The organism is Mycobacterium paraintracellulare (assembly GCF_000276825.1).
GTDB lineage: Bacteria > Actinomycetota > Actinomycetes > Mycobacteriales > Mycobacteriaceae > Mycobacterium > Mycobacterium intracellulare.
Genome location: NC_016948.1, coordinates 2,101,084 through 2,122,199 on the forward strand (window position 1 = coordinate 2,101,084; position 21,116 = coordinate 2,122,199).

Genomic DNA, 21,116 nt, shown 5'->3' on the forward strand with positions numbered 1-21,116 from the left:
CGCTAGCGCGGTTGGTTCGGGACGCCCGGGAACAGCTCGCCCGCCGGCGGCTCGGTGGTCACCCAGCCGCCCAGCTTGGTTGCCAGGTGGGGCGCGAAAACGGCGCCGTAGAGGACGTTTCCGATGACGATCACGGCGACGACGGACAGGATCGAGGAGGTGACGCGGTTCTTCGACCTGTTCTGCGCCCACATCTCGATGACGTTGCGTCCCTGGTCGTCGGTCCGGCCCAGCAGGTAGGTGAAGAGCATCATCTGGATGCCCATCGCCAGCGAGTCGTAGAGCGGGTACTGGTGCAGGGTCCCCTCGCGGATCGCGAGCCCGGGAATCACGCGGCCGTAGTAGAACACGCCGAGCTTGGCGCCCAGGAACCCGTTGAAGAACAGCGCCCAGCAGAAGCCGACGATCAGTCCGACCACCAACAGCGTCTGGGGTCTGCGCCAGTTGAACCGGGCGGCCACCCATCGGCCCAGGGCCGCGCCGGTCACGGCCGGCAGCACGAAGTAGGAGATGTAGCCGACGGGAACGAACAGCGGCAGCCCGCCCCACGTCATGTTCAGCGGCCACCACGACGGCATCCGGGGGATGGCCGGCGGGAACTGCGCGTACATCGCCCAGTCGTAGGGGGCCTCGATCCACGAGAACGACATCGCCGAGATGCACAGCAGCAGAAGGGGGTGCACGCGCCGCTGGCGCACGCTCAGATAGATCCCGAGGGCGGTGAACGTGATGCCGCCGACGAGCGCGAAATCGCTGGCCGCCTGCATCACCGGCGTCATCTGGGAGCTCACCGGTCGACCCCTTGACTCCGGCGTGCCTGCGGGTCGAAGCGCAGCACCAGCCCGAAGATCACAACGATCAAGCCGAACAGCGTGCCCAGCATGATGACAGCGCCCACAGTCGCAATCCCTTCCGATTCGAGCTCGACTGATTAGATAGTGCCTACTATCCTAAAGGGAGTCAACCATCGGGTGAGGAGGCAGTGACGTGGTTCAGCGGTCGTCCGGCACGAAACGCGGCGCGGCGGAGGCGTCGGCCTCGGTGCGCCGGCCCCGCGGCGCTCCGCGCAAGCTGCTGCTCGACACCGCCCGGGCCCGCTTCGCTCGCCAGGACTACCGCAGCACGACGACGCGCGAAATCGCCCAGGCCGCAGGCGTTACCGAGCATCTGTTGTTTCGCCACTTCGGCTCCAAGGCGGCGTTGTTCCGTGAGGCGCTCGTCCTGCCCTTCACCGATTTCGTCGAGGAGTTCCGCCGGACCTGGCAGTCGGTCGTCCCGGAGGAGACCGACGAGGAGGAGTTGGCGCGCCGGTTCGTCGGGCAGCTCTACGACGTGTTCGTCGAGCATCAGGGCCTGCTGTTGACCCTGATGGCATCCGAGGCGCTGTCCGAGGAGGAAAAGGCCGACGCCGGCATCGCCGAGATCCGGCAGGCCGTCACGGCGCTCGGGCAGATCAGCGCCGAGGGCATGCACCTGCGCGGGCTGCGCTCGGACCATCCCGACCTGCCCGCCCACTCGACGGTGGCGATGATCGCCGGCATGGCGGCGTTGCGGTCGACCTACTTCGGGACCGAGCCGCCGTCGAGGGAGACCATCGTCGACGAACTCATCCAGGCCATCTTGCACGGCTTCCTGCACAGGAACGGCTGAGCTTTCGAAAGACCGCTCTACTCAGAGGAATTGGTTCATGGCAGACACCAGCGCGATCGAGTTGTACTACGACCCCTTCGACTCCGTCATCGACGACGACCCCTACCCGGTATGGAAGCGGATGCGCGAAGAAGCGCCGCTGTACTACAACGAGAAGTACAACTTCTACGCGCTGAGCCGCTACGAAGACGTGGCGCGCGAACTGCCCAACTGGCAGACCTACCGATCCGGCCGGGGCACCACCGCCGACATCCTGTTCGCCAATATCGAAGTGCCGCCCGGCATTCTGCTGTTCGAGGACCCCCCGCTGCACGATCTGCACCGCCGCCTGCTCTCGCGTGTTTTCACGCCCCGGCGCATGCTGGCCGTCGAAGACCTGGTGCGTGGGTTCTGCGTCCGCGAGCTTGACCCGCTCGTCGGCGCCGGCGGCTTCGACTTCATCGCCGACCTCGGGGCGATGATGCCGATGCGGACCATCGGCTACCTGTTGGGCATCCCCGAGGCCGACCAGGAAAAGATCCGCGACCGCAGCGTCGCCAACATCGAACTGTCCACGGACAGCGACCCCGCCGCGGTCGACGCGAACATCTTCGCGAACTCCATTGCCCTGTTCGCCGAGTACATCGAGTGGCGGGCCAGTCATCCCTCCGACGACCTGATGACCGAGCTGCTGCGGGCCGAGATCGACGAGCCCGACGGCACCCGGCGCCCGCTGTCGCGCACCGAGGTGCTGGCCTACACCGCCATGATCGCCGGCGCCGGCAACGAGACGACCGCCCGGCTCATCGGTTTCATGGGACAGCTGCTGTCGGACCATCCCGAGCAGCGCCGCGAGCTCGTCGCCGACCCGTCCTTGATCCCGGGCGCGATCGAGGAGACGCTGCGTTTCGAACCCCCGTCGCCGGTGCAGGCACGCTACGTGGCCCAGGACGCCGAGCAGTACGGCCGTGTCGTCCCCGAGGGGTCATTCATGTTGCTGCTCAACGGTTCCGCAAACCGCGACCCCCGGCGGTTCGCCGATCCGGACCGCTACGACATCCACCGGCAGGCGGGCGGCCACCTCAGCTTCGGGCAGGGCCTGCACTTCTGCCTGGGCTCGGCGCTGGCCCGGATGGAGGCGCGGGTGGCCTTCGAGGAGGTGCTCAAGCGCTGGCCGGACTGGGAGGTCGACTACGCCAACGCCGAGCGTGCGCACACCGCGAGCGTGCGCGGATGGGCGCGCCTGCCGGTGGTCACTCGTTGAGCCGGGGCACCGCTAGGGCTCGCTCCGGTCCACCAACACCGCGCCGTCGGGCCGGTTTCCCAGCGTCTGCAGCGGGATGTCCCCGCCGTCGGCGGTGAGGCGCACGATCTGCGCGAGCTGTTCCGGGGCGTCGCACTGCAGACAATGGTCGGCGCCCGGCACCACCCAGTAGCGATTGCGGCCCGGCTTGTTCTTCAGATAGGTCTGCCAGACGTGGTTGGGAACCCGCAACGGGGCCACGTTGTCGTGGAGGCCCCACACCACCGTGGTGTTGACTTCGCTGGTGGAAAGCGCCTCCAGCCAACCGGTTTCGTCGGCGGCGCGCTCGTGGAGGTATTGAATGGTATCGGGCAGCACGCGGATTCCGTCATTGTGGGCAAAACACTTGGCCAGCGCGGCGATCTCCGGATCGTCCAATGTCCGCCGCGGTATGAACGTGCTGGCGCCCAAACCGGCCGCCAGCATCTCCGGCGTCGTCGCCGCCGCGGTGGCGCGCCCGGTCCCGGGATCGAGCAGCGCGGTCTGGAACGCGGTGAGGTTCGAAAGGGGAAGGTAGATATTGGCATTCGTCACGATCAGGTCGGCGGGCAGCGACGGCGGATCAAGGGCTGCCAGCATGCCCAGCGCGATCATCCCCACGCTGCTGCCGCGGTCGTGGGTGAGCATGCGGTAGTCGGTGAGCTGCCACGCCTCGGTGATGGCGTAGACCAGCAGCCGCGCGTCGTCGTACAGCGAGTACACATACGGCTCGGGCGGTTTGTCGGACAGGCCGTAGCCGGGAAAGTCGAGCAGGTAGATGTCGAACTCCGCGCGCAGTTCGGCCGCCAGCGCGAAGTAGTCGATGCTCGACGTCGGAAAGCCGTGCACCAGCACCAGCGCGGGCGCGCCGGGCGTGCCGCAACGGCGGCTGAAGATCGTGACTTCTCTGGCCTCGTTGGCCGCGGTGGTCGACCGCCAACGAAGTTGGGTGCCGCCGTTTTGCCACTGCGCGAAGATGTCCAAGCTGTCAGCCTCTCAGAGGGGGCCGCGGCAGACAACCACGGCGGCTAGGGGCACGTCACGTGGATCCCGAACCTCACGTCGCGCACGCCGCTTTGCCCGGGCGTGGTCGCCTGGCCCGTTCCGGTGATCGTGTAGCCCTTGCCGTCCTTGGTCGCCTGCACCTGCGTCGGCGAATTGGTGCCTTGATAGGGCAGCTGATATTGGCCATTGGGCAGCTTGAGTGAAATCGCGAACCCGTCGACGGTGGGGGGCCGTTCGTCCGAGACGGCCAGCGACACCGACGCCGCGTCGTCGTGCACGCTGATGCGGGTCGTGAGATCTCCCGATTCCGGCGGCGACGCATTCGGCTGGGCCGCCGAGCTCGTGCAGTCGACCGCGGCGATGAGCGTGTGCTTGTTCCCATCGATCATCACGGTCGTGCTCGTCAAAGCCGGTGTCGAACTGGGGGGACTCGCCGGCTGACTCTCCTTGCCCGAACAGGCCGGCAGGCTCGCCCCCAGCGCCAGCGCGCCGAGCGCGGAACCCGCACGAACGATCCACGGCCGAGGGTGTGTCATATCGGTCCTCCGCTAGACGGTCATGAGGACTATAGAACCTTGCCTTCTGATTCGATATGCGTTTATATAGATGCATGTCGAATCAAACCACGGCGTGTTGCCCGGCGCTGGGGGCGGCCGCGCTGGCCGAGCCGCAAGCCGCGGAACTGGCGGCGATGTTCAAGGCGCTCAGCGATCCGGTGCGGTTGCGGCTGTTGAGCCTGGTCGCCAGCCACCCGGGCGGTCAGGCCTGTGTTTGCGAGATCTCCCCGACGTTCGACGTGTCGCAGCCGACGATCTCCCATCACCTGAAAACGCTGCGGTCGGCGGGGCTCTTGGATTGCGAACGGCGCGGCACGTGGGTGTACTACTGGGTGGTTCCCGAAGCGCTGCAACAGCTTTCGTCGGTGTTGCACGTCGACGCCCTGTCGGGCGCGGGATGCCGCTCATGAACGAGGCGGTGAGCGCGCGGCTTTCGACGCTGGATCGATTCCTGCCCGGATGGATCGCAATGGCGATGGTCGCCGGCCTGCTGCTGGGCCGGCTTGTCCCCGGCCTGGGAGGGGCGGTGAGCGCCGTTCAAGTGGACGGGATCTCGCTGCCCATCGCGATCGGGCTGCTGGTGATGATGTATCCGGTCCTGGCCAAAGTTCGGTACGACCAGCTCGATACCGTGACCGCGGACCGCAAACTGATGGCGACGTCGCTGGCGTTGAACTGGTTGGTCGGACCCGCCGTCATGTTCGCGCTGGCCTGGCTCCTGCTGCCGGATCTGCCGGAGTACCGCACCGGGCTGATCATCGTGGGGCTGGCGCGTTGCATCGCCATGGTCATCATCTGGAACGACCTCGCCCGCGGGGACCGCGAGGCCGCGGCGGTCCTGGTCGCGCTGAATTCGATCTTCCAGGTCGTCATGTTCGCCGCCCTGGGCTGGTTCTATCTGTCCGTGCTCCCGGGGTGGCTGGGGCTGAGCACGACCGGCATCGACGTATCCGCTTGGCAGATAGCCAAATCGGTGCTCATCTTCCTGGGGCTGCCCCTGCTGGCCGGGTACCTGTCGCGCCACCTCGGCGAACGCGCCAGGGGCCGCGGCTGGTACGAAAATCGCTTCCTGCCGCGGATCGGGCCCTGGGCGTTGTATGGGTTGCTGTTCACCATCGTCATCCTCTTCGCGCTGCAAGGCCACCAAATCACGTCCCGTCCTTGGGATGTCGCCCGGATCGCGCTGCCGCTGCTGGCGTACTTCGCGATCATGTGGGCCGGCGGATACGCGCTGGGGGTGCTGCTGCGGCTCGGCTATGCGCGCACCACCACCCTGGCGTTCACCGCCGCCGGCAACAACTTCGAGCTCGCGATCGCAGTGGCGATCGCGACCTACGGCGCCGCCTCGGGTCAGGCGCTGGCCGGCGTCGTGGGACCCCTGATCGAAGTGCCGATCCTGGTCGCATTGGTTTACGTTTCCCTGGCCTTGCGGCCCCGGCTCTTTGGTGCGGCCGACGGTTCGCGGTCGAGCGCCGACAGGCCCAGCGTCCTGTTCGTCTGCGTGCATAACGCCGGTCGTTCCCAGATGGCCGCCGCGCTGCTGCGCCACCTGGCCGGCGACCGCATCGACGTCCGTTCCGCCGGAACGGAACCCGCCGATCAGATCAATCCCGCGGCGGTGGCCGCGATGGCCGAATGGGGCATCGATATCACCGACGTCCCGAAAGCACTCGACGCCGACGTGGTGCGGACGAGCGACGTCGTCATCACCATGGGCTGCGGTGATACCTGCCCGTTCTTCCCGGGCGTCTCGTACCGCGATTGGCCCCTGCGCGACCCCGCCGGTCAGCCGGTCGAGACGGTGCGGGAAATCCGCGAGGACATCGCCGAGCATGTCTATGCCCTCATCCGGGAGCTGCTCGGGATCACGATGACGATCGATGTGCCCGCCACGAAAGGACAGTGATCATGTCGCGCATCCAACTCGCTCTCAACGTCGACAACCTCGACGAGGCGATCACGTTCTACACCAGACTCTTTGACGTGGAGCCGGCCAAGGTCAAACCCGGCTACGCGAACTTCGTCGTCGCCGACCCGCCGCTCAAACTGGTGCTGCTGGAAAACGCCGGCCAGGGCGGGACCCTCAACCATCTCGGCGTCGAGGTTCCCACCAGCGACGCCGTGCTCACCGAAAACAGCCGGCTCGCGCAGGCGGGTCTGCTCACCGACGAAGAGATCGACTCGACCTGTTGCTATGCCACCCAGGACAAGGTGTGGGTGAGCGGCCCGGGCGGTGAACGCTGGGAGATCTACACGGTCAAGGCCGATTCCGAGACCTTCGGGCCGGCCGACGAATCGCAGTCCACCTGCTGCGCCTCGTAGCTACGGCCAGGCCTCCCAGGCGATCATGCTGCGCAGCGGCCCGGCGAACACCGGCCGCACAGCCGTTGAGCGCCAACGTTCTTCGATGAGCGGAGCCAAGACTTCGACGGTGGCGAGCGGATCCTCGTCGAGATAGACGACGCTGATGTACTGGTGGTCGGTGCGCCACCCCCGGGGTAAGTGGCTCCACCCGGCGCTGGATCCGAATGTCCACGCGCCGGCCGTGCCCGGGGTGGCGAGCAGCGCCGGATAGTGCTCGGCGTGCAGCCATTGCAGCCATTCGTCCGGGCGGCCGTCGCTGGGTTCCTCGACGAGCAGCACGATGCCGCGGTGCGGCCGAAACGGCACCACCTCGCGCGAGATCAGCGCGCGCGGCGAGGACCGCCACTGCAGCAGGCGCAAGCCCGCCACTTGCAGCGACGGCCGCACGACGGGAAAGCGGCCGTTGTCGCGCAACGCGCGGCCCAGGGTGACGAACTCGTCGAAGGTCTCTTCGACCGGGTCGGTGACCAGATAGTGCACCGCGTTGCCGATGTCGCCCAACGGTCCGTGGGCGGCCAGGCGATGGTCGGCGTAGTCGCCGTCGGCGATCCAGCGCAATCCATGCACGATGCCCGACAGCTGAAATTGCTCGGGCATGTGATCCAGCAGGTGCCAACGCAGGTAGCTGCCGTCATCGTCGGGTGGCGCCGCGGCGGTGAGGCTGAATATGCCTGCTTTGACGCGCATTACGTGGCACCGCCGGACGGGGGATGAAGTTCGGCGAGGGCCTGCAGGTTCTCCAGGTAATGGGGCAGCGAGGTGTGCCGGAACGCGGCGCTGACGATGGTGGCGCCGTGCGCGGCGGTTTCGCCCACGAGATCGCGGGTCCGTTCCGGTGCATCGATCGGGTCCAGCAGCGAGGGCGTGGGCAGGATGACGTCGAAACCAGGGCCGAGGTCGAAGCGGCTCAGCCAGTCTCGCGCCTGGCGCAGGCTCACGTTGAACGGCGCCCAGCCGTCGGCCAGCGTTGCGGCCCGGCGCAGTGAGCGCAGCGTTTGCCCACCGATCCAGAGGGGGACGCGGTCTTGGACCGCGCACGGGTCGACGACCATGCCGGCGAAGGAGTAGAACTCGCCGTGGTATTCGGGTTCGGGCGTTGACAGCGCGGCGCGCAGGGCCCGCAGCGCGTCGTCGGCGCGCCGGCCGCGGTCGTCGTAGGGCGCGCCGAGCAGGTCGAATTCTTCTTTGAGGCTGCCGACGCCGACCCCCAGGATCAGCCTGCCGCCGCTGATCCGGTCCAGGGTGCCGTAGCGTTTGGCGATATCGAGCGGGTGGTGGTAGCCGAGCACCAGCACGTTGGTGGCCAACCGAATTCGTCGCGTGCGCGCGGCCAGGTAGCCGAAGGTCGCCAGCGGGTCCCAGTAGCGGGTGCCGCGGCGGCCCGTCTCGGTCGCGGGCAGGGCGACGTGCTCGCTGCAGGTCAGGTGGTGGTAGCCGAGCCCGTCGGCGGCCTCGGCGATCCGCGCCAGGTCCTCGATGGTGGCGTCCTTCTCCCAGTCGCCGGCGCTGTGAGGGAACATCGTCACGACCGGGGTGGCGACCGACAGTTTGGCGTGACCGCTCATCGGTGCACGCATCCTCCGGCGTCGACGGGGATGCATAACGTGGTCTTCCCAGGATGATTCATGCGGGGGTAGATTCTAACAGTGCTCGAATCTGGCGGGAGTCGAACCGCCGCCGTGGGTAAGCGGGTGCCGCGATGACGGCCGCGGTGCGCCGGCCCTATGGCGAACTCGACCGCGCCCGCGTGGTGACCTCACTGCGCGACCTGGCCCGCCGCGTCGGTGTGCAGGGTGTGACGATGCGCGAGCTGGCCGCCGAACTCGGCGCCGCGGTGCCCTCGGTCTACTACCACGTGCCGGGCAAGCAGGCGGCCCTGGACCTGCTCGCCGAATCCGTGCTGGCCGAGATCCCCGTCGTCGAGACCGGGTCCTGGGACACCCGGCTGGCCGAACTCTATCGCGCGGCCCGTGAAGTGATCCTGTCGGTGCCGGGCATCGCGGGCGTCCTGCAAACCGGCGGCGGAGGCGACTCCGCCCGTCGGCTCGACAAGCTCAGCCGTACGTTGCTCGCCGAGGCGGGCCTCACCAAACCGGTTGCGGCGGCGGCCCACTCGGTGCTGTACACCTACCTGCTGGGTTCGGTGAGCCTGCAGGAGACGCGGCCCGCCCACCGCGGCAAGCGCCAGGCCGCCAACCACTTTCGCGCCGGCCTCGAGGTGATCATCGCCGGGATCGGGGCCTCGCGACCGGACGGATCGGCGCCGTCGTGAGCATTGCCAAACCCACGCTGGTGAAATCCCTGGTCCCGCAGAACCTGGACACCGCCGCCGACCGCGACGCGGCCGCCGTGCTCGATCCCGACACCTTCGTCACCGGCGCACCGTACGACGCGATGACGAGGCTGCGCGCCACCTCGCCGGTGCACCCGGTGCAGCTGCCCGGGCTGCCCAGGGCGTGGCTGTTGACCAAACACGCCGACGTGCGCCTGGTCAGCCGCGACACCGACACCTTCACCAGCAGCAAGGGCAACACACTGGTGGAGGCCGAGGCCGGGCCGAACTCGGCGATGCTGCCCGGCATCGATCCGCCCCGTCACGTCCACTTCCGCAAGCTGATCAACCAGGGCTTCACCGTCCGCAACGTGCAGCGGCTGGAGCCGAAAATGCGGCAGGTGGCGCGCGGCATCGTCGCCGCCATCACCGACAAGCGCGAATTCGACGCCGTGACAGACATTTCCGCCGAGATGTCGCTGCAGGTGATCGCCGACGTCCTCGGCGTTCCGGCCGAGGACCGGATGGACGTCTTCCGCTGGAGCAACGCCATCGGAAGCCTGGGCATCGAAGATCCCGACTACGCCCCCACGCCGGAAGCACTGGGCCAGGCCGCGGCCGAAATGTTCGCCTACTGCGGGGAATTGGTGGAGCATCGCCGCAAGCACGGCCTCACCGACGACATCTTGTCGGCGCTGCTCGCCGCGGAGGTCGACGGCGAAAAGCTCAACCGCGACCAACTCAACGAGTTCTTCCTACTGCTGGCCATCGCCGGCAACGAAACGACCCGCAACACGCTGAGCCACGGCATCTTGGCGCTCGCCGAGCGCCCCGAGCAACAAGCGCTGCTCGCCCGCGATCCCGCGGCGATCAAGCCCGCGGTGGAAGAGCTGTTGCGCTGGGCGACCCCGGTGATGCACTTCCGGCGCACCGTGGTCCGCGACGTCGAGATCCGCGGGCAGCGAATCCCTTCCGGCGACTGGGTGCTGATGCACTACCTGTCCGCCAACCGCGACGAGGAGGTCTTCGACCGGCCGGACCAGTTCGACGTCACCCGCCCCGACGCCGGCCACGCCGCGTTCGGGGGCGGGGGAGTGCACTTCTGCCTCGGCGCACAACTGGCCCGGCTCGAACTGCGCGTCATGCTCGAAGAGCTCTATGCGAACGTGCCCGGCCTGGCCGTCACCGGACCGCCGGACCGGCTGCGCTCGTCGTTCTTCCACGGCATCAAAAGACTGCCGTGCACAACGTGATTCAGCCGCGTTCCACCGGGCGGGACGGATCCGAACTCCACTCCGACCACGACCCGGGATACAAGGCGGCCTCTCGGCCCAGCGCGGCGAGCGCCGCGATCGCGACCGTAGCGGTGACGCCCGAGCCGCAGTAGGCCCCCACCGTGTCGTGACGCTCGATCCCTTGATCGGACAACAATCGGGCGACCGAGTCGTCGTCGAGGAAGGTGCCGTCGGCCGCCAAGACGGCGACACTGGGAAGGTTCTTGGCGCCGGGAATGTGGCCCGCGGCGGCGTCGAGGGGTTCCACGTCGCCGCGGTAGCGCTCCGGCGCTCGCGCATCGAGTAGCGGCACCGAGCCCTCGGCCACCCGCTCGGCCGTCAGAGTCGGAAGGCTTCCGGCATACAGATCATCGTGCGGCACAGCCACATTGCCTGGCGCCGGTTCGACGGGGCCGGTCTCGAGGCGGTAGCCGGCCGCGCGCCACGCGGCCAAACCGCCGTCGAGGATGCGGACGTTGTCCAGTCCGGCCGCGGTCAGCACCCACCATGCGCGCGCGGAACCGGCCCGATTCCAGTCGTCGTAGGTCACCACCAGGGTGTCCTGCCGGACTCCCCAGCGGCGCGCGGCGACCTCCAGGTCGCGGCCCGACGGCAGGGGGTGACGGCCCCGCCCGGAAATCGAGTGGTCGCTGAGTTCGTCCTCGAGCGAGACGTACACCGCGCCCGGTATGTGCCCCTCCAGGTACGCCGCGCGCCCGTCGGTTTCGTCGATCCTCCACCGCACGTCCACGACGCTCACCGGATCGCCGGCGTCGATGACGCCGGCTAACTCGGTGGCGCTGATCAACACCCGATCGCGTGCTTGCACTGGCCCCTCCTTGTCGTCTGCATCGAGACTAGCCAGGCGAATGGCACGGTGTGAGCGGCTATGCCGTCCGTTCGGAAGCGCCGCCGGTAGCGGCGGGCGCGCCCATCGACGCGAGCATCCCGGCCGCCGCCCGGTGCCAGGTGAAATCCTCGGCGCGGCGCCGCGCGGCACCGCGGCGCTGGTGTTCGGGTCGGCCCACGATGGAGCTGACCGCGGCCGCGATGGCGGCCGGGTCGTTGTCGGCCGCCGCGCCGCTGTCGGGCGTGATGATCTCGGTCAGCGCGGACGTGCGAGAGACCACGGCCGGTGTTCCGCACGCCAGCGACTCCAGCGCGGCCAGCCCGAAGGTCTCATGCGGGCCCGGGGCCAGCGTCACGTCGGCCGAGGCCAGCAGCTGCGCCACGACCTCGCGATCGGAGACGAAACCGGTGAAGTCGATCGGTAGGCGCGCGGCCTGGCGCTGCAGCCGGGACCGCAACGGGCCCTCGCCCACGACCACGAGCCGCGCGTCGACGCCCGCGTGGCGCAAGGCGCCGAGCGCGTCGATGCTGCGGTCGACACGTTTTTCCACCGAGAGCCGACCGCAATGGACCAGCAGCAGCTGCGTCGGCGCCGCCCAGCGCCGGCGCACCAGATGCGAGTGGCGGCTCGGATGGAACGTCTGCAGATCCACGCCCAGCGGGATTGTGACGGTATTGCTTGCGTCGATCCGGTCGAACTCCTCGCGCGCGAAACCGGTGGTGCACACCACGGTGTCGTAGTTCGCGGCGGTGCGTGCGTTGGCCACATCGGCGAACTTCCGCGCGGCCCGGCGCGGAAGCACCTGGCCCACAAGGCGATCCAGGCGCTCATGGGAGATCATCAGCGTGGTGACACCGTGGTCGCGGCCCCACCGGCCCAGCGATCGCAGCGTGAGCCGGTCCGACACCTCCAGCGCGTCGGGCCGCAACGCTGCCAGGAGGGCCTTGACGGGACCCGGCATCACCGCGCGGTAGCCGCCGGTGAAGGGAATCAGCCTGGCGGGCAGGGTGATTCGGACCACGCCGGTGTAGAGCTGGACGTGCCCGGCGCGCCGTCCGGGAACGATCAAGAAGACCTCGTGACCGCCCGCGCAGTATTCGGCGCCCAGCCGGTCGATCGCGGTGCGAAGGCCGCCGGAGCGAGGGCCGTAGAAATTGGCGACCTGTACAACGCGCATAACGCGAGGACACGCGGTGCGCGTGTGCGCACATCAATGCCGAACCGACGCGCGCCTGAACACTGTATGAATTTCGCTCGCGGGTGCCGCTATCCGTTGGCCGGCGGCCCGAACCAGCGCCGCAACGCCGCGCGCAGCGCCTCTTGGTGAGTGCTGCCGAATTCGTCGGCCGCCCAGGCCACATAGCCGTCCGGCCGGATCAACATCGCCGCGGCGGGGCGCTCGGCGGTACTTGCGGTGACGACGTCGACCCGAGCGGCCCAGCCTTGCGCCGCGTTCGCGACGCCGCCGCCGAGGTCGAGCAGGACCGGACGGCCATCGTGGAGTACGTCGGCCACCCGTCGGCCGCCATCGAGGGTCAGGTCGGGCACGAGGTGGCCCGACAGCGGGTGGTCGTCGCCCACGTCGTAGCGCACGTCGGAGCCGGCCAGCAGCGCCGCCATGTGCCTTTGTGCGTCCGGGAAGGTGAACAGCTCGCCCAACAGCGTTCGCAGCGCGGCGACTTCGGGTCCCGGCGCCATGAGCGCGATCTGGGACAGCGAGTGCATCATGACGCGCTGGCCGACCGGATGGCGCTCGGACTGGTAGGTGTCGAGCAGTCCGGCCGGCGCCGTTCCGTTGATCTCGGCGGCCAGCTTCCAGCCCAGGTTCATGGTGTCCTGCAACCCCAGGTTCAGGCCCGGGCCGCCCATCGCGCTGTGCACATGCGCGGCGTCGCCGAGCAGCAGGACGCGGCCGACCCGGTAGCGTTCGGCATGCCGGGTGTTTTGTCCGTTGATGCGCCGAAGCGCGTGGGGCCCGGGGCCTTTCGGCTCCTCGAACGGAACGTCGACACCCAGCACCCGGCGTGCGCTCTCGCGCAACTCGACCAGACTCATCGGCACCTCGTCCACCGGCGGGCCGAATTCGATGGTCCCGAGCAGCGCGCGGCCCGGCTCGAACTCGGCATAGATCATCCCGCCCCGGTCAAAGCGGCTGTGCCCGAAGCGAAGCGGACCGAATCCCGGGACCTCGATGCTGGCGATGTCCGGGCGGCGGTACTGGTCGGGAATGTGCACGTGGGCCAGCCGAGCGACCATCGGTGAGGTGGTGCCGGGAAAGTCGATGCCCAGGGACTTGCGCACCAGGCTGCGCCCGCCGTCCGCGCCGACCGCGTAACCGGCGGCGATGGCGTAGTCGCTTCCGGGTGACGAGACGTGCAGCGCAACGGGTTCCGGCCCCGGCACGATCCCGACGAGTTCGTGGCCCCAGCGCACATCCACGCCGAGGTCGCGGGCCCGCTTCTCCAGCAGCCGCACGAGCCGGGGCTGGGGCATGAGCATCGCGTACATCGGGTTGTCGCGGCCCTCGGGGAAGATCAGCGGCATGGCCGCGAACATCCATCCCGGGCTGGGCCGCGGGGGGCCCTCGTCACCGGTGAAGTCCCGATACATCCCGCGCATGTCGAGCATCCGAACGACCTGTCCGACAAGGCCGTTGGCCTTCGGCTCGGGGCTGGGGCCGGGCAGGGCGTCCAGCACGACGGGCCTGATACCGGCCAGCGCCAGCTCGCAGGCCAGCATCAGCCCGTTGGGGCCGGCGCCGGCGACGACGACGTCGGCGTGTTCGTCAGCCATGGGCTGCCTTCTTTCTGGTGGGTTCCGGTAGCCCCGCCTCGACGGCGGCGAAGCCCGAGCGGATCAATGTGGTGATCGCCACCGGGGGGTCGGCCCATGCATAGGCGTCGGCCGCGGCGTCGCCGACGGCCCGCACGACGGACATGACCAGTCGCGGGTACAGGTCATGCTTCGGGTCGGTGCCGGTGCGATCGGCGATCACGCTGAGGAACTCGTCGAACAGGTTCTGCGGCACCGAGTTTCGAACTTGCGGCTGCATGAGCAGCTTTCGCACCTCGACGAGTTCCTGGCGGCTGGGTGCCCGGTTCTCGTCGCCGTAGACGTCGCCGAAGTCGTCCTCCAAGGGCTCCAGCACGGCGTGGGCGATCGCCGTCCAGAGCGGCTCGTCGGCGGGACGCTCCCGGAGCAATGCGACGCTGCGACGCAGGCGTTCGGCTTGCCGGTAGGCCAGCGCCTCGTATTTACCGCTGAAGTAGTTGTTGAACGTGCGCAGTGAGACGCCCGCCATGTTGGCGACGTCTTCGCGCGTCACGTTGTCCAGCCCGCGCTCGAAAGCCAGGCGCAGCGCGGCATCGCTGAGCGCGCGCCGGGTGTCGGCCTTTTTGCGTTCGCGCAGTCCGGACATAGGCGCCACCGTACGCAAAAGATGCCTACTAGGCAATATTGCCTAGTAGGCAATTAACGTCGAGTGTGCACTGAGGGCTTTCGGAGTGAAGCCACGGCGGCGACACGCCGGTGAAGCCCGCCCAGGTTTAACTCGTAACGCCCAGGATTCACACTCGCCGCGCAGGCGGGGCGAACGCCGCAGAGAGCACGCCAAGCCAAGCGCGCCTAGCGCGCGCCCCAATCCCACCGCGGGGTCGTGATCAGGGTCTGGCCGCCGATGCGCGTTTCGCCCCAGTCCTTGTACAGCTCGATCTCGATGGCACCGTCGGAGTCTTCGCCCATCGGCGCCGCGTCCAGGAATTCGAGCAGGACGCGCGAATGTGTGACGACCACAACCTGGGTCTTGGCGGCGGTGGTGCGGATCAGCGACGCCAGCGGCGCCACCAGGTCCGGGTGCAGCGAGGTCTCGGGTTCGTTGAGCACCATCAGCGAGGGCGGTTGCGGGCTCAGCAGCGCGGCGGCCCACAGCAGGAAACGCAGTGTGCCATCGGACAACTCGGCCGCGCGCAACGCGCGCAGCATGCCGCGCTGTCGCAGCTGAAGGTCGAACAGCCCGTCGTGGATGGCCACCGAGAGGGTGGCGCCGTCGAACGCCTCCGCGACGGCGCGGCCCAGATCGTCGAACCCCGCTTCGAGGATGGTCTGGATCGCGGCCGCGAGGTCGCTGCCGTCGTCGGAGAGCACCGGGGTGCGGGTGCCGACCTGCGGGTGCCGCGCGGGCGCCCCGCCGTCGACCCGGAAGCCGTCGTAGAACCGCCACCCGCGCAGCCGTTCTCGCACGGCCGCGAGCTCGGGAAGCGCGTGCGGGTGGGCGTATTCGGCCAGCACGCTGTGATACGACGGCAGTGATCGGGACAACTCGTCGAACCCACCACCGGAGTCCGCGCGGGCCTCGGCGAACACCCGCGACCGGCGCACCAGCGTCGTACTGGGCCGCAGCACCGGGCCGGCGAACAACACTTCCCGTTTGATCTCCGGATCGCGGGCGAACACCGACTTCCCGGCGGACTGCGGGATGCCCAGGTCCACCAGATATCCGAAATCGTCCGCGGCGAAGCCCATTTCGAGCGACACGGGCCGGGTGCGCACCGTGCCCTCGGTCTTGCCGGTGCGCCGGGCCCCGGCCACCTGCTCGGGGCCGGCCCACAGCACCGACTGCAGCCCGCCCTCGCGCGCGAGCGACCCGATCACCTCGCCGCGCCCGCAGTCGGCCAGCAGCCGCAGCGCGCGATACAGCGACGACTTGCCGGATCCGTTGGCGCCGGTGATCACCGACAGCCGGCCCAGCGGCAGGATCACCTCGCGCAGCGAGCGATATCCGCGGATCGCGACGGTCTGCAGCATGCGGCCGACTGTACGGTCGGCCACCGACTGGCCCTAGTCGCCCTCGTCCTCGTCGGCCGCGGCGGCGAGGAGCTGCACCTCCTCGAGATCCATCTCGTTCTGCAGCTCGCGCAGCACGATGTCGTCGATGAGGTTCTGGTTGCGCAGCGCGGTGATTTCCCGGCGCTTGTGCTCGAGCACGCCCAGGCGCACCTGGCGGACCTTCTCGCGGCCCTTGAGGATGCGGTGGTCGGTCGACCCGTCCTCGGTGGCCAGCACCAGCGCGGCCTTTTCCTCGTATTCGGTTTGCAGCCGCCGGCGCAGATCGTCGCTGATGCCGACCTCGTCGGCGACCGTCGGCAGCGCGGCGAGCGCGGCCTGGGACCCCCGACAACGAGCCAGTTGCAGTTCCTCGGCGTGGGTGGCGTCCTCGGGCATTTTCGCCCATCGGACCACGGCCGGCAGGGTGCTGCCCTGGACCAGGACGGTCACCAAGATGACGACGGTCACGATGAAGATCAACAGGCTGCGGTCCGGGAAGGGCGCGCCGCTCAGCGTCGTCATCGGCACGGCGACCGCGGCGGCCAGCGATACGGCCCCACGGAACCCCGCCCAGACGGTGACGAAGCGCTGGCGCCAGTTGACCCGACGTTCGCGCTGGACCTGACGCCGGTCGATCAGCCGGATCAGCAGCGTGGTGATCTCGCCCCAGAAGATGCGCGACACGATCACGACGGCGGTGACCACCAGCGCGACGAACAACGCGTGGCGAATTCCGCCGTCGACGCCGGCGATGCCGCGCAGCGCGCCGGGGATCTGGACGCCGACGAACACCCAGAGCGAGCCGTTGAGCAGGAAGGTCGCGATGTCCCAGAAGGCCGAGGATTGCAGTCGCGAGCGGGCCCGGATGACCACGGGTCCGGCGTAGGCCAGCACGAGCGCGGACACCATCACCGCGACCACCCCGCTGCATTCCATCGATTGCGCGAGCAAGAACGCCGCGAACGGCGTCACCAGGCTCAGCGCCCCCTCCTCCTGGGGCGCGTCGATTCGCTTGCGCAGCAGCGTGACCGCGCCGCCGACCAGCAACCCGGCGGCGATGCCGCCGAGATAGGAGCCGATGAACCGGGCCGTCACTTCGGGTGGGCTGATCGCGGCCCCCCCGATCGCGACGTGGACGCTGACGGCGAACAAGACGAGGGCGGTGCCGTCGTTGATGAGACTCTCGGCCTTCAGCACGGTCAGCGCCCGGCGTGGCAGCTTCTTCGCGAGGCCGGCGACCGCGGCCGCGTCGGTGGGCGAGAGCACCGCGCCCAGGACGCCCGCCGCGTGCGGATTCATGCCCAGCGCCCGCGCCGTCCACGACACCGCCACCGCGGTCGCGATCACCAGGGCGACGCTGAGGAACACGATGATGCGCGCGTTGGCCCGGATCTCGCGGAAGCTGGTGTTCAGGCCCTCCCAGTACAGGATCGCGGGAAGAAACAGCAGCAACACGATTTCGCCGTTGACCCGCACATGACCGAAATGGGGGACCAGACCCAGCAGCACGCCCATCAAGATGAGCAGCACCGGGGGACCCACGCGATAGCGCCGCCCGATGACCGTCCCCACGATGACGGTGGACACCAGGGCGACGATCAGTTCGAGGCCAAACACCAGCCCATCCTGCCGGATGACGCGGTCGGTGGCTGCGCGGGCCGCTCGACGTCTGACGGCCCGCCCGGTCACGCACGATGGCGTCGGCGCCTATCTTCGGTCTGGATCAGACCGATAGGCTCCGGAGCGGAATTGAAGGGGGACCTGGTGAAGGTGAGGCTGCTGGCAACAGTCGCCGTGCTCATGTTGTCGTCGGTGGTGGGCTGCCATTTCGCGTCCAGGAATCCGCCGTCGACCAAGACCCTCCAGGTCCCGATGACCAAAGTGCTGACCCAGAGCGAGATCAACCAGAGCATCACCCTCGACGTCGGCAACACGTTGGTCGTGGAATTGGGTTCGAACTACACCACGCCCTACCGGTGGACGCCCGACACCAAGATCGGCGACTCGGCGATCATCAGGCAGCTCAGTCACGAGTTCGTGCCGCCGGCCTCCGATGCCTTGGGGGCGCCGGGCACCGAGACGTGGACGTTCGCGGCCATGAGGCCGGGGACCACCACCATCGTCGCGACGTACAACAGCTTTGTGGAGAAGGACGCCAAGCCGGGGTGCGTCTATACGCTGACCGTGACCGTGCGATAAGTCCTTGTGGCGTCAGCGGTTACGCGACGGCGACCTGGCGCTGTCGGGCGTAGATCTCGGCGAGGAATTGCTCGACGGCCACCGCGGTGTGCGCGGCGCGCACCGAGCCGAAGATGTCGAAAGCGTGTTGGGTGAAAGGTAATTCGGCGTAGAGCACCGGCTGCGCGCTGGTTTGACGCAGCTTTTCGACGAAGGTGCGCGCCTGTTCGACGTAGGCCAGCGAGTCGTTGCGGCCGTGCAGGACGAAGAACGGCGGGGCGTCGGCATGGATGTGGTTGACCGGCGACGCGGTTTCGAACGTCTGTCGGTGGGTCGCGGGCTTTTGTTTGATGATCGACTTGATCAGCAGTCCGGGCATCATCGGGTGCAGCGACTTGTCGAACCGGGTGAAGTCGTAGATGCCGTAGAACGGCACGGCCGCCTGCACGCGGGTGTCGACGTCTTCGAAGCCCGGCTGGAATTGCGGGTCGTTTGGGGTGAGCGCGGCCAGCGACGACAAATGGCCGCCGGCCGAGCCGCCGGTGATGGCGATGAAGTCGGGGTCGCCGCCGTACTCGGCGATGTGTTGCTTGACCCAGGCGAGGGCGCGCTTGACGTCGACGATGTGGTCGGGCCAGGTATTGCGCGGGCTGTGCCGGTAGTTGATCGCCACGCAGATCCAGCCGAGTTCGGCGAGGTGGCTCATCAGCGGATGCGCTTGTCCGCGTTTGTTTCCCGTCGTCCAGGCGCCGCCGGGGATCTGGAACAGCACCGGGGCCTTGCCGGCCGGATCGAGGTCGGGGCGCCGCCAGATGTCCAGGCGGTTGGCGCCGCCGAATTCGCCGTAGCTGATGTTGGAGTCGTGGGCGTAGTCGCGGTAGATCCGCAGCATCCGTAGGAGTCCGGGCGTCTTGGCGGTGCCGCTGCCGCTCGGCCGGCGCCACAGGCTCGCCGACTCGGTGAGCCGGTCGGCTCCCAGCCCGCTGTCCAACGCCTCGGTCAGCGGCACGTTGGCGCGATGGCCGGCGCGGCTCAGGTTGAGCAAGCCGAGCGCCGAGAGCCCGGCGACCAACCATGCGGTGATGCGCACGGGCCGCGTCAGGCGCCGTGCCGTCAGGGCCAGCCCGCCGAGCTGGCTGACCAGCGTCTGCAGCGGCAACTCGGTGACGATGAGCCCGACCATCCACGAGTACAGCGACGGGTAGCCGCCGCGCGCCAGGGGGCGGTAGGCGTTGAGTGTGGACGCCGCGGTCACCGCGGTGACCGCTAGCGACCCGATTTGCCGGGCGAGGTGGATGATTCGAGCTGTCCGCATTGCCTCACCTTACGAAACGGGTGGGTTCGTCTCGGATTAGCGGGCTACGACGCCTCTGCCCTGCTCTCGAGGTTCTTCACCGGGGCGGGGTCGTTCTCGGTCAGCCCGACCTTCGCGGCTCCGCCGGGCGAGCCGAGCTCGGCGAAGAAGTCGGCGTTGATCTGCAGGTATCCGCTGTGCTCGTCGGGCAGGTCGTCCTCGTAGAAGATCGACTCGACCGGGCACACCGGCTCGCAGGCGCCGCAGTCCACGCACTCGTCGGGGTGGATGTAGAGCATCCGGGCGCCCTCGTAGATGCAGTCGACGGGGCATTCCTCGATGCATGCCTTGTCTTTGATGTCGACGCAGGGTTCGGCGATCACGTAGGCCACGAATGTTGTCCTTCCGTCTGGCTAGCGGGGTCAGCCGGCTGCGGGCCGCAGCAACTCGGTCAGGCTGGCTAATTTAGCGCGGCGGCATCCGCGCGGCTCACCGGCCCTTTCGGGCGGCAATGTTTCCCATGCTTCCGGCCCGCGCGGGGCGTGAGTAGAGGTTTGGCGTTGTGGTGTCACAAGCTATAGTTGTGGCCACACGATTTGATTGTGAGCGCTGCATCATGCCACTCAGCCCGCGGCTGCCCGAACTGGCCTCGTTCGAGGCGTTTTTGGCGATCGCCGAGACGGGCAGCCTCGGCCGGGCCGCGCGCGAGCTGGGGCTGACCCAGCAGGCGATCTCCCGGCGCCTGGCCACCATGGAGGCCCAGATCGGCGTCACCCTGGCCGTCCGGACCACGCGCGGTTCCCAACTGACGCCCGCGGGCCTGATCGTCGCGGACTGGGCGACCCGCCTCCTCGACGTCGCCCATGAGGTCGACGCCGGGCTGGGCTCGCTGCGCAAGGAAGGCCGCGAACGCATCCGGGTGTCGGCCAGCCAGACGATCTCCGAGCAACTCATGCCGCACTGGTTGCTGTCCCTGCAGGCCGATGCGGCGCGGCGCGGCGACACCGCGCCGCAGGTCATCCTGACCGCCACCAACAGTGACCACGCGATCGCCTCGGTGCGCGACGGCTCCGCCGACCTCGGGTTCGTCGAAAACCCCGGCACACCAAAGGGTTTGGGCAGCTGCGTGGTGGGGGAGGACGAGCTGGTGATCGTCGTCCCGCCGGACCACAAGTGGGCCCGACGGTCGCGGATCGTGACCGCGCGCGAGCTCGCGCAGACGCCGTTGGTGTCCCGCGAACTCCATTCCGGCATCCGCGATTCGCTGGCGGCGGCGCTGCGCCAGGTGCTCGGGGAGGACATGCAGCAAGCCGCACCCGTGCTGGAGTTGACCTCGTCGGCGGCGATGCGCGCCGCCGTCCTGGCCGGCGCGGGCCCGGCGGCGATGAGCCGGCTGGCGGTGGCCGACGACCTGGCGGTCGGCCGGCTGCACGCGGTCCACATTCCAAAGCTGGATCTGCGCCGCAAGTTTCGGGCCATCTGGGTCGGCGGGCGTACCCCGCCCGCCGGGGCGATCCGCGACCTGTTGAGTCACATCATCAACCGCACGACGGCGTAGGACGCTTGGCCGAGCGTGGAGTTGTTGCT

At 68.7% G+C, this 21,116-nt stretch carries 22 protein-coding genes; 9 read left to right on the forward strand and 13 right to left on the reverse strand.

Annotated features, from left to right (window positions below; genetic code table 11):
* Positions 1–2: 2 nt before the first annotated feature.
* Positions 3–791 carry a spirocyclase AveC family protein gene (locus tag OCQ_RS09820; protein ID WP_008255742.1) on the reverse strand — a complete coding sequence of 263 codons (789 nt, stop codon included), beginning with the start codon at positions 789–791 and terminating at the stop codon, positions 3–5.
* 196 nt (positions 792–987) lie between these two features.
* Between OCQ_RS09820 and OCQ_RS09825 the strand changes: the two genes are divergently transcribed.
* Positions 988–1,650 carry a TetR/AcrR family transcriptional regulator gene (locus tag OCQ_RS09825; RefSeq protein WP_008255744.1) on the forward strand — a complete coding sequence of 221 codons (663 nt, stop codon included), beginning with the start codon at positions 988–990 and terminating at the stop codon, positions 1,648–1,650.
* 37 nt (positions 1,651–1,687) lie between these two features.
* Positions 1,688–2,893 carry a cytochrome P450 gene (locus OCQ_RS09830; protein WP_014384452.1) on the forward strand — a complete coding sequence of 402 codons (1,206 nt, stop codon included), beginning with the start codon at positions 1,688–1,690 and terminating at the stop codon, positions 2,891–2,893.
* 12 nt (positions 2,894–2,905) lie between these two features.
* Here OCQ_RS09830 and OCQ_RS09835 read toward each other — a convergent pair whose 3' ends face one another.
* Both OCQ_RS09835 and OCQ_RS09840 read right to left on the reverse strand, forming a co-directional pair.
* Entirely contained in the window at positions 2,906–3,895 is a 990-nt protein-coding gene (locus OCQ_RS09835) for an alpha/beta fold hydrolase (protein ID WP_014384453.1), read from the reverse strand.
* 44 nt (positions 3,896–3,939) lie between these two features.
* Entirely contained in the window at positions 3,940–4,452 is a 513-nt protein-coding gene (locus OCQ_RS09840; protein WP_041784940.1) for a lipoprotein LpqH, read from the reverse strand.
* Positions 4,453–4,526: 74 nt separating this feature from the next.
* Between OCQ_RS09840 and OCQ_RS09845 the strand changes: the two genes are divergently transcribed.
* Genes OCQ_RS09845 through OCQ_RS09855 form a run of 3 tightly spaced genes read left to right on the forward strand, consistent with a single transcriptional unit; the run spans position 4,527 to position 6,795 of the window.
* Complete coding sequence (locus OCQ_RS09845; protein WP_014384456.1) at positions 4,527–4,883, forward strand: ArsR/SmtB family transcription factor; 357 nt, start codon at positions 4,527–4,529, stop codon at positions 4,881–4,883.
* Positions 4,871–6,379: an ACR3 family arsenite efflux transporter gene (gene arsB / locus OCQ_RS09850; RefSeq protein ID WP_179960067.1), complete on the forward strand. Its 1,509-nt coding sequence runs from the start codon at positions 4,871–4,873 to the stop codon at positions 6,377–6,379. The genes OCQ_RS09845 and arsB overlap by 13 nt, the downstream gene beginning before the upstream one ends.
* 2 nt (positions 6,380–6,381) lie before the next feature.
* Entirely contained in the window at positions 6,382–6,795 is a 414-nt protein-coding gene (locus OCQ_RS09855) for an ArsI/CadI family heavy metal resistance metalloenzyme (RefSeq protein ID WP_036429198.1), read from the forward strand.
* On the opposite strand, the gene OCQ_RS09860 is transcribed toward OCQ_RS09855, so the two are convergent.
* Together OCQ_RS09860 and OCQ_RS09865 are read right to left on the reverse strand one after the other, a co-directional pair.
* Positions 6,796–7,524, reverse strand: a complete 729-nt coding sequence (locus OCQ_RS09860) for a hypothetical protein (protein ID WP_014384457.1) — start codon at positions 7,522–7,524, stop codon at positions 6,796–6,798.
* Positions 7,524–8,402: an LLM class F420-dependent oxidoreductase gene (locus OCQ_RS09865; RefSeq protein WP_041784941.1), complete on the reverse strand. Its 879-nt coding sequence runs from the start codon at positions 8,400–8,402 to the stop codon at positions 7,524–7,526. Before OCQ_RS09865 ends, OCQ_RS09860 begins: the two co-directional genes overlap by 1 nt.
* 134 nt (positions 8,403–8,536) lie before the next feature.
* Here OCQ_RS09865 and OCQ_RS09870 point away from each other — a divergent pair, with 134 nt between their 5' ends.
* Together OCQ_RS09870 and OCQ_RS09875 are read left to right on the forward strand one after the other, a co-directional pair.
* Positions 8,537–9,109 carry a TetR/AcrR family transcriptional regulator C-terminal domain-containing protein gene (locus OCQ_RS09870; protein WP_014384459.1) on the forward strand — a complete coding sequence of 191 codons (573 nt, stop codon included), beginning with the start codon at positions 8,537–8,539 and terminating at the stop codon, positions 9,107–9,109.
* The gene (locus tag OCQ_RS09875) at positions 9,106–10,362 is read left to right on the forward strand and encodes a cytochrome P450 (protein WP_014384460.1); all 1,257 of its coding nucleotides are present in this window, start codon (positions 9,106–9,108) and stop codon (positions 10,360–10,362) included. The genes OCQ_RS09870 and OCQ_RS09875 overlap by 4 nt, the downstream gene beginning before the upstream one ends.
* Position 10,363: 1 nt before the next feature.
* Here the strand turns inward: OCQ_RS09875 and OCQ_RS09880 are convergent, their stop codons facing one another.
* The 6 genes from OCQ_RS09880 to OCQ_RS09905 all read right to left on the reverse strand — a co-directional run bounded on the left by OCQ_RS09880 (position 10,364) and on the right by OCQ_RS09905 (position 17,674).
* Complete coding sequence (locus OCQ_RS09880; protein ID WP_014941741.1) at positions 10,364–11,212, reverse strand: sulfurtransferase; 849 nt, start codon at positions 11,210–11,212, stop codon at positions 10,364–10,366.
* Between the two features lie 58 nt (positions 11,213–11,270).
* On the reverse strand, positions 11,271–12,410 hold the full coding sequence (locus OCQ_RS09885; RefSeq protein WP_014384462.1) for a glycosyltransferase: 1,140 nt from the start codon (positions 12,408–12,410) through the stop codon (positions 11,271–11,273).
* A gap of 89 nt (positions 12,411–12,499) precedes the next feature.
* A complete protein-coding gene (locus OCQ_RS09890; RefSeq protein WP_014384463.1) occupies positions 12,500–14,026 on the reverse strand; it encodes an FAD-dependent monooxygenase in 1,527 nt (508 codons plus the stop codon).
* Complete coding sequence (locus OCQ_RS09895; RefSeq protein ID WP_014384464.1) at positions 14,019–14,651, reverse strand: TetR/AcrR family transcriptional regulator; 633 nt, start codon at positions 14,649–14,651, stop codon at positions 14,019–14,021. The genes OCQ_RS09890 and OCQ_RS09895 overlap by 8 nt, the downstream gene beginning before the upstream one ends.
* Before the next feature lie 206 nt (positions 14,652–14,857).
* Positions 14,858–16,036, reverse strand: a complete 1,179-nt coding sequence (locus OCQ_RS09900; protein ID WP_008255771.1) for an AAA family ATPase — start codon at positions 16,034–16,036, stop codon at positions 14,858–14,860.
* A 33-nt stretch (positions 16,037–16,069) separates the two neighbouring features.
* Positions 16,070–17,674, reverse strand: coding sequence for a Na+/H+ antiporter (locus OCQ_RS09905; protein WP_014379881.1), 1,605 nt, complete (start codon positions 17,672–17,674; stop codon positions 16,070–16,072).
* A gap of 147 nt (positions 17,675–17,821) precedes the next feature.
* Here OCQ_RS09905 and OCQ_RS09910 point away from each other — a divergent pair, with 147 nt between their 5' ends.
* Positions 17,822–18,256 (forward strand): protease inhibitor I42 family protein, encoded by a 435-nt coding sequence (locus tag OCQ_RS09910; RefSeq protein WP_020415603.1) that lies wholly within the window; start codon positions 17,822–17,824, stop codon positions 18,254–18,256.
* Between the two features lie 19 nt (positions 18,257–18,275).
* Here the strand turns inward: OCQ_RS09910 and OCQ_RS09915 are convergent, their stop codons facing one another.
* A complete protein-coding gene (locus OCQ_RS09915) occupies positions 18,276–19,550 on the reverse strand; it encodes an alpha/beta hydrolase (protein ID WP_014384466.1) in 1,275 nt (424 codons plus the stop codon).
* 44 nt (positions 19,551–19,594) lie between these two features.
* Positions 19,595–19,921, reverse strand: coding sequence for a ferredoxin (fdxA, locus tag OCQ_RS09920; protein WP_008255784.1), 327 nt, complete (start codon positions 19,919–19,921; stop codon positions 19,595–19,597).
* 224 nt (positions 19,922–20,145) lie between these two features.
* Between fdxA and OCQ_RS09925 the strand changes: the two genes are divergently transcribed.
* On the forward strand, positions 20,146–21,087 hold the full coding sequence (locus OCQ_RS09925; RefSeq protein WP_014384467.1) for a LysR family transcriptional regulator: 942 nt from the start codon (positions 20,146–20,148) through the stop codon (positions 21,085–21,087).
* Positions 21,088–21,116: the final 29 nt, after the last annotated feature.

What these genes read in the sequence shown, in the direction of transcription:
- OCQ_RS09830 (WP_014384452.1), top strand. Translation starts at nt 1,688, where the DNA reads ATGGCAGACACCAGCGCGATCGAGTTGTACTACGACCCCTTCGACTCC.
- OCQ_RS09840 (WP_041784940.1), bottom strand. Translation starts at nt 4,452, where the DNA reads ATGACACACCCTCGGCCGTGGATCGTTCGTGCGGGTTCCGCGCTCGGC.
- OCQ_RS09845 (WP_014384456.1), top strand. Translation starts at nt 4,527, where the DNA reads ATGTCGAATCAAACCACGGCGTGTTGCCCGGCGCTGGGGGCGGCCGCG.
- arsB (WP_179960067.1), top strand. Translation starts at nt 4,871, where the DNA reads ATGCCGCTCATGAACGAGGCGGTGAGCGCGCGGCTTTCGACGCTGGAT.
- OCQ_RS09855 (WP_036429198.1), top strand. Translation starts at nt 6,382, where the DNA reads ATGTCGCGCATCCAACTCGCTCTCAACGTCGACAACCTCGACGAGGCG.
- OCQ_RS09860 (WP_014384457.1), bottom strand. Translation starts at nt 7,524, where the DNA reads ATGCGCGTCAAAGCAGGCATATTCAGCCTCACCGCCGCGGCGCCACCC.
- OCQ_RS09865 (WP_041784941.1), bottom strand. Translation starts at nt 8,402, where the DNA reads ATGAGCGGTCACGCCAAACTGTCGGTCGCCACCCCGGTCGTGACGATG.
- OCQ_RS09870 (WP_014384459.1), top strand. Translation starts at nt 8,537, where the DNA reads ATGACGGCCGCGGTGCGCCGGCCCTATGGCGAACTCGACCGCGCCCGC.
- OCQ_RS09885 (WP_014384462.1), bottom strand. Translation starts at nt 12,410, where the DNA reads ATGCGCGTTGTACAGGTCGCCAATTTCTACGGCCCTCGCTCCGGCGGC.
- OCQ_RS09890 (WP_014384463.1), bottom strand. Translation starts at nt 14,026, where the DNA reads ATGGCTGACGAACACGCCGACGTCGTCGTCGCCGGCGCCGGCCCCAAC.
- OCQ_RS09895 (WP_014384464.1), bottom strand. Translation starts at nt 14,651, where the DNA reads ATGTCCGGACTGCGCGAACGCAAAAAGGCCGACACCCGGCGCGCGCTC.
- OCQ_RS09900 (WP_008255771.1), bottom strand. Translation starts at nt 16,036, where the DNA reads ATGCTGCAGACCGTCGCGATCCGCGGATATCGCTCGCTGCGCGAGGTG.
- OCQ_RS09915 (WP_014384466.1), bottom strand. Translation starts at nt 19,550, where the DNA reads ATGCGGACAGCTCGAATCATCCACCTCGCCCGGCAAATCGGGTCGCTA.
- OCQ_RS09925 (WP_014384467.1), top strand. Translation starts at nt 20,146, where the DNA reads ATGCCACTCAGCCCGCGGCTGCCCGAACTGGCCTCGTTCGAGGCGTTT.